General features: G+C 64.0%; 3 protein-coding genes. 1 reads left to right on the top strand and 2 read right to left on the bottom strand.

The annotated features are described in order from the left end of the window. Positions 1-223: 223 nt before the first annotated feature. Together alaS and recA are read right to left on the bottom strand one after the other, a co-directional pair. The gene (gene alaS, locus AC0L2Z_RS34790) at positions 224-2,890 is read right to left on the bottom strand and encodes an alanine--tRNA ligase (protein ID WP_473630563.1); all 2,667 of its coding nucleotides are present in this window, start codon (positions 2,888-2,890) and stop codon (positions 224-226) included. A 286-nt stretch (positions 2,891-3,176) separates the two neighbouring features. After that, positions 3,177-4,274, bottom strand: a complete 1,098-nt coding sequence (gene recA, locus AC0L2Z_RS34785; RefSeq protein ID WP_023798282.1) for a recombinase RecA — start codon at positions 4,272-4,274, stop codon at positions 3,177-3,179. A 276-nt stretch (positions 4,275-4,550) separates the two neighbouring features. Here recA and AC0L2Z_RS34780 point away from each other — a divergent pair, with 276 nt between their 5' ends. After that, entirely contained in the window at positions 4,551-5,471 is a 921-nt protein-coding gene (locus tag AC0L2Z_RS34780) for a carbohydrate kinase family protein (protein WP_473630562.1), read from the top strand. Positions 5,472-5,616: the final 145 nt, after the last annotated feature.

The following is a 5,616-nucleotide window of genomic DNA, read 5'->3' as shown; positions in this document are numbered from 1 at the left end:
AAGCGATTCGTGAGTCATCGCAGCGTAGAATCACAACCGATTCCCCGCTGCAACACCTATCTTAGCGCATATGCCCTCAAGGGGGAGATCGGATGTCACGATTGTTTTCGCCAATTTTCGACGTTTGAGAAAAAGGCAGGGCAATGAAGCTGCAAATCTCCCCCTTGAGGGGGAGATGTCCGGCAGGACAGAGGGGGGTGCCTCCCAGACCCCCAGCAACCGATCAGGCCGCCTCCAGAGCCGCCTTCACCGCAGCGATCGCGTCTTCGGCCCTTGAGGCGTCCGGGCCGCCGGCCTGGGCCATGTCAGGCCGACCGCCGCCGCCCTGCCCGCCCAAGGCCGCGGACGCCACACGCACCAGATCGACAGCGCTGAAGCGGCCGGTCAGGTCGTCGGTGACGCCGACCACGACGCTGGCCTTGTTGTCCTCGCCGGCGCCGACGAAGACGACGACGCCGGAGCCGAGCGACTTCTTGCCGGCATCGGCCAACGGCTTCAAATCCTTCGGCGCGACACCCGATACCGCCTTGCCGAGGAAGCCGACACCGGCAATGGTCTCGTTCTCGGCAGGCACGCCGGCTGGCGAGCGGTCGCCCAGCGCCAGTTTCTTGCGCGCTTCGGTCAGTTCTTTCTCGAGCTTCTTGCGCTCGTCCAACAGCGCTTCGACGCGCGCCGGCACGTCGGCCGGCGAGATCTTCAACGCCGCCGCAGTGGCCTTCAGCCGTTTGTCCTGCTCGTCGAGATGCTTTCTGGCCGCCTCTCCGGTCAGCGCCTCGATGCGGCGCACGCCGGCGGCGACGGCGCTGTCCGACACGATGCGCACCAGACCGATATCGCCGGTCGCCCTGACATGGGTGCCGCCGCATAGCTCGACCGAATAGGGCCGGTTGGCCTTGGCGCCATGCAAGCCCGTGCCCATCGAAACGACGCGCACCTCATCGCCATACTTTTCGCCGAACAGCGCCATGGCGCCTTCGGCAATGGCATCGTCGACCGACATCAGCCGCGTGGTGACCGGGCTGTTCTGGACGACGATCTCGTTCGCCATCCGCTCGACCTCTTCGATCTCGTCAGGCGAGATCGGCTTGTTGTGCGAAATGTCGAAGCGCAGACGCTCGGGCGCGACCAGTGAGCCCTTCTGCGCGACATGGGTGCCTAGCACCTCGCGCAGCGCTTCGTGGATCAGATGCGTCGCGGAATGGTTCGCGCGCAGCCTGGAGCGGCGCGCATGGTCGACCTTCAGCTCGACGGTCGCGCCCGTGTCGACCGTGCCGTCGGCCACCTTGCCGAGATGCACGAAAAGCCCGTCGGCCTTCTTCTGCGTATCGGAGATCTCGATTGAGAACCCTTCGCCTGAAATGACGCCGGTATCACCCACCTGGCCGCCGGATTCGCCATAGAACGGCGTCTGGTTGACGACTACGGCAACCGCCTCGCCGTTGGCGGCGCTGTCGACGATCTTGCCGTCCCTGACCAGCGCCTGGATGAGGCCTTCCGCCTGCTCGGTCTCGTAGCCGAGGAACTCGGTGGCGCCATGCTTCTCGCGCACCGGGAACCACACTGTTTCGGTCGCCGCCTCGCCGGAACCAGCCCAGCTCTTGCGCGCCTCGGCCTTCTGCTGCTCCATCGCATTGGTGAAGCCGGCAAGATCGACCGAGATGTTGCGCTGACGGAGCGCGTCCTGCGTCAGATCGAGCGGAAAGCCATAGGTGTCGTAGAGCTTGAAGGCGGTCTCGCCATCCAGCATGTCGCCGGCACCCAGCTTTTCCGTCGCTTCCGAAAGCAGGCCCAAGCCGCGCACCAGCGTCTTGCGGAAACGGGTTTCTTCAAGCTTCAGCGTCTCGGTGATCATCTGTTCGCCGCGCACCAGTTCCGGATAGGCCTGGCCCATCTCGCGCACCAGCGCCGGCACCAGCCGCCACATCAGCGGATCACCGGCGCCCAAAAGCTGCCCATGGCGCATGGCGCGGCGCATGATGCGACGCAGCACGTAGCCGCGGCCCTCATTGGACGGCAGCACGCCGTCGGCCACCAGAAAGCAGGACGAACGCAAATGGTCGGCGATGACGCGGAACGATCCGACGGTGTCGGCATCCGGACCGCGGCCGAGCGCGGATGACGCGGCCTCGATCAGGTGACGGAACAGGTCGGTCTCGAAGACGCTCTCGACCCCTTGCAGAATGGAGGCCATGCGCTCCAGGCCCATGCCGGTGTCGATCGACGGGCGCGGCAGGTCGATGCGCTCATCCTTCGTCACCTGTTCATACTGCATGAACACCAGGTTCCAGAATTCGAGGAAACGGTCGCCATCCTCCTCGGGGCTGCCGGGAGGGCCGCCCCAGATGTGCTCGCCACGGTCGATGAAGATCTCCGAGCACGGACCGCAAGGTCCGGTGTCGCCCATCGCCCAGAAATTGTCCGAGGTCGGAATGCGGATGATACGATCGTCGGAAAAGCCGGCGATCTTCTTCCAGTAGCCGGCAGCCTCGTCGTCGGTGTGATAGACCGTGACCAGCAGCTTGTCCTTCTTCAGCCCGAACTCCCTGGTGATCAGGTCCCAGGCAAGCTCGATGGCGCGCTCCTTGAAATAGTCGCCGAACGAGAAATTACCGAGCATCTCGAAGAAGGTCAGGTGGCGCGCGGTGTAGCCGACATTGTCGAGGTCGTTGTGCTTGCCGCCGGCGCGAACACTCTTCTGAGCCGTCGTGGCACGCGAGTAGGGTCGCTTTTCCAGGCCGGTGAAAACGTTCTTGAACTGCACCATGCCGGCATTGGTGAACATCAGTGTCGGGTCGTTGCGCGGCACCAGCGGGCTCGACGCGACGACCTCGTGACCCTCCTTGCGGAAATAGTCGAGGAATGTCGACCGGATCTCGTTCACGCCACTCATGAATACTGCCTTTTAGCTTTTAGAGAGAGCCGCCGGCGCGGCCGACGGCAAATGGACATGGCCTTTTAGCCGCCGCGTTGCACCCTGTCCAGAAACACGGAATTGGGCCAATTTGCGGGGCTTGCCGGTCATCTCGTTGCCGGCCTGCCGGTCATCTCGGCGCCACCGCTGAAACGCAAACCGCCGGCGCTATGCCGGCGGTTCGAACGCAACAATACAGGACTCGATTACACAGGCTGGAGCTGATGCGCGGGAATCATGGCCAAACTCCGGCCACTGCCGAAGCCTACATGGCGCCGGCTTCGTCCTCGAAACCATCGTCTCCGCCTTCGGAACCACCATTCTCGAGGAACTTTTCCGCAATCAGCCCGGCATTCTGCCGTAGTGCCAATTCGATTTCGCGCGCCGTATCGGGATTGTCGCGCAGGAACAGTTTTGCATTCTCGCGGCCCTGGCCGAGACGCTGCGAATTGTAGGAGAACCAGGCGCCCGACTTTTCGACCACGCCGGCCTTGACGCCGAGGTCAACCAGCTCGCCGGTCTTGGACACGCCCTCGCCATACATGATATCGAACTCGACCACCTTGAAGGGCGGCGCCAGCTTGTTCTTGACCACTTTGACGCGGGTCTGGTTGCCGACGACCTCGTCGCGGTCCTTGACCGAGCCGATGCGGCGAATGTCGAGGCGCACCGAAGCGTAGAATTTCAGCGCGTTGCCGCCGGTCGTGGTCTCGGGCGAACCGAACATGACGCCGATCTTCATGCGGATCTGGTTGATGAAGATGACCATGGTGTTGGAGCGCGAGATCGAGGCGGTCAGCTTGCGCAGCGCCTGGCTCATCAGGCGGGCCTGCAGGCCGGGCAGCGAATCGCCCATCTCGCCTTCGATTTCGGCGCGCGGCGTCAGCGCCGCGACCGAATCGACCACCAGCACGTCGATGGCGCCGGAACGCACCAGCGTGTCGCAGATCTCCAGCGCCTGCTCGCCGGTATCGGGCTGCGAGATCAAGAGGTTTTCGAGGTCGACGCCGAGCTTACGGGCATAGACCGGGTCGAGCGCGTGCTCGGCATCGACGAAGGCGCAGATGCCGCCCTTCTTCTGGGCCTCCGCCACAGTGTGCAGCGCCAGCGTCGTCTTGCCCGAGCTTTCCGGCCCGTAGATCTCGATGATGCGGCCGCGCGGCAGGCCGCCGACGCCGAGCGCGATGTCGAGGCCAAGCGAACCGGTCGGCACCGTTTCGATCTCGACGACCTGCTCGTTTGCGCCGAGCCGCATGATCGAGCCCTTGCCGAAGGCACGCTCGATTTGCGACAGCGCCGCATCCAGAGCCTTTGATTTGTCCACCGTTTTGTCCTCTACAAGCCGCAAAGAATTCTGAGCCATGATACATCACCCCTTGGTCGTCAATGAAGGCCGGACAATCCGTAATCCCTATCAATTTGTACCTTTTTTGTTCTCGATTGGCAAGGGGATACAACCGATTGAAAAACCAACAATATCCGGATTTGTTCATTTTTTGTTTCGTATTTTCACCCGGGATGCATCCCGGCTTCACCCGCAGGATTCTGCTAGGCATCTTCCGAATCGCGCCTCCGGTTGCCGGGTTCCGCCGGACAACCTAGTCTCCACCCGGCAGCAGCAAAGGTCATCTCACTGGGCATGATGAAGTCGCCGACGATCCTGGCAGTAGGCGGCGCCTATATCGAGCGGCGCGGCCAGGTTTCGGGCGCCTTCGTGCCGGCGGCGTCGAACCCCGGCACGATGCGCGAGGAAGTCGGCGGCGCCGTCTTCAATGCGCTGCGCTGCGCCGTGCGCCGCGGCGTCTCCGGGTCGCTGCTTTCGGTACGGGGCGGCGATGTTCTGGCCGATACGCTTTCACGCGCCATTGCTGCAGCCGGCATTGCCGATCTGTCCGTGGTGTTCCTCGATCGCACGACACCGAGCAACACAGTGCTGATCGACGGCGACGGCGCGCTGATCGCCGGCCTCGCCGACATGGCGCTCTACGACCTGGCGCTTGCCAAGCAGATCCGCCGTGCCAAGGTGCGCGAGGCAATCAGCACCGCTGATGCAGTCCTTTGCGACGCAAACCTGCCGTCGGCGGCGCTCGAGCGGCTGGTAGCGCTTGCAGCCGACAAGCCCGTGTTTGCACTTGCCGTTTCGCCCAGCAAGGCGGCGCGGCTGACGCTGGTGCTTGAGTTTCTGGCGATGGCCTTCATGAACCGGCGCGAGGCCGGCGCGCTTACCGGCGCCGACGTCGATGCCGACGAGCGTGGCATTGTCGACGGCCTAAGACGCGCCGGCCTGAAAAGCGGCGTGGTCACCGCTGGTGACGGTCCGGTGCTGGGTTTCGACGCGGCCGGCGCCTTCTCGATCCTGGCACCGAAAAAAGTCACGGTCGGCGCCGCCGATGCGCTGGCGGGCGCGACGATGGCCGCCCTGCTGCGCGGCCTGACGCTGGGCGCAGCGCTGCGCGAAGGCGTTGCCGCAGCAATGCTCGCCGTCGAGAGCGCCACCTTCACGAGCGCTATCTTTGCCGAGGCGCTGGCATTCGTGCCCGAGGCGCGCGACCTGGCATGAAATCCTGGATGTTGGCGCCGCCCCTCAACCCCCTGCCGGGACCTTCTCCCCGTGAAGGACGGGGAGAAGGGTTCCGCCGGACAACCTAGTCTCCACCCGGCAGCAGCAAAGGTCATCTCACTGGGCATGATGAAGTCGCCGACGA

It is taken from the genome of Mesorhizobium sp. WSM4850 (genome assembly GCF_055811735.1).
This window is presented reverse-complemented; position numbering and strand designations above follow the sequence as displayed.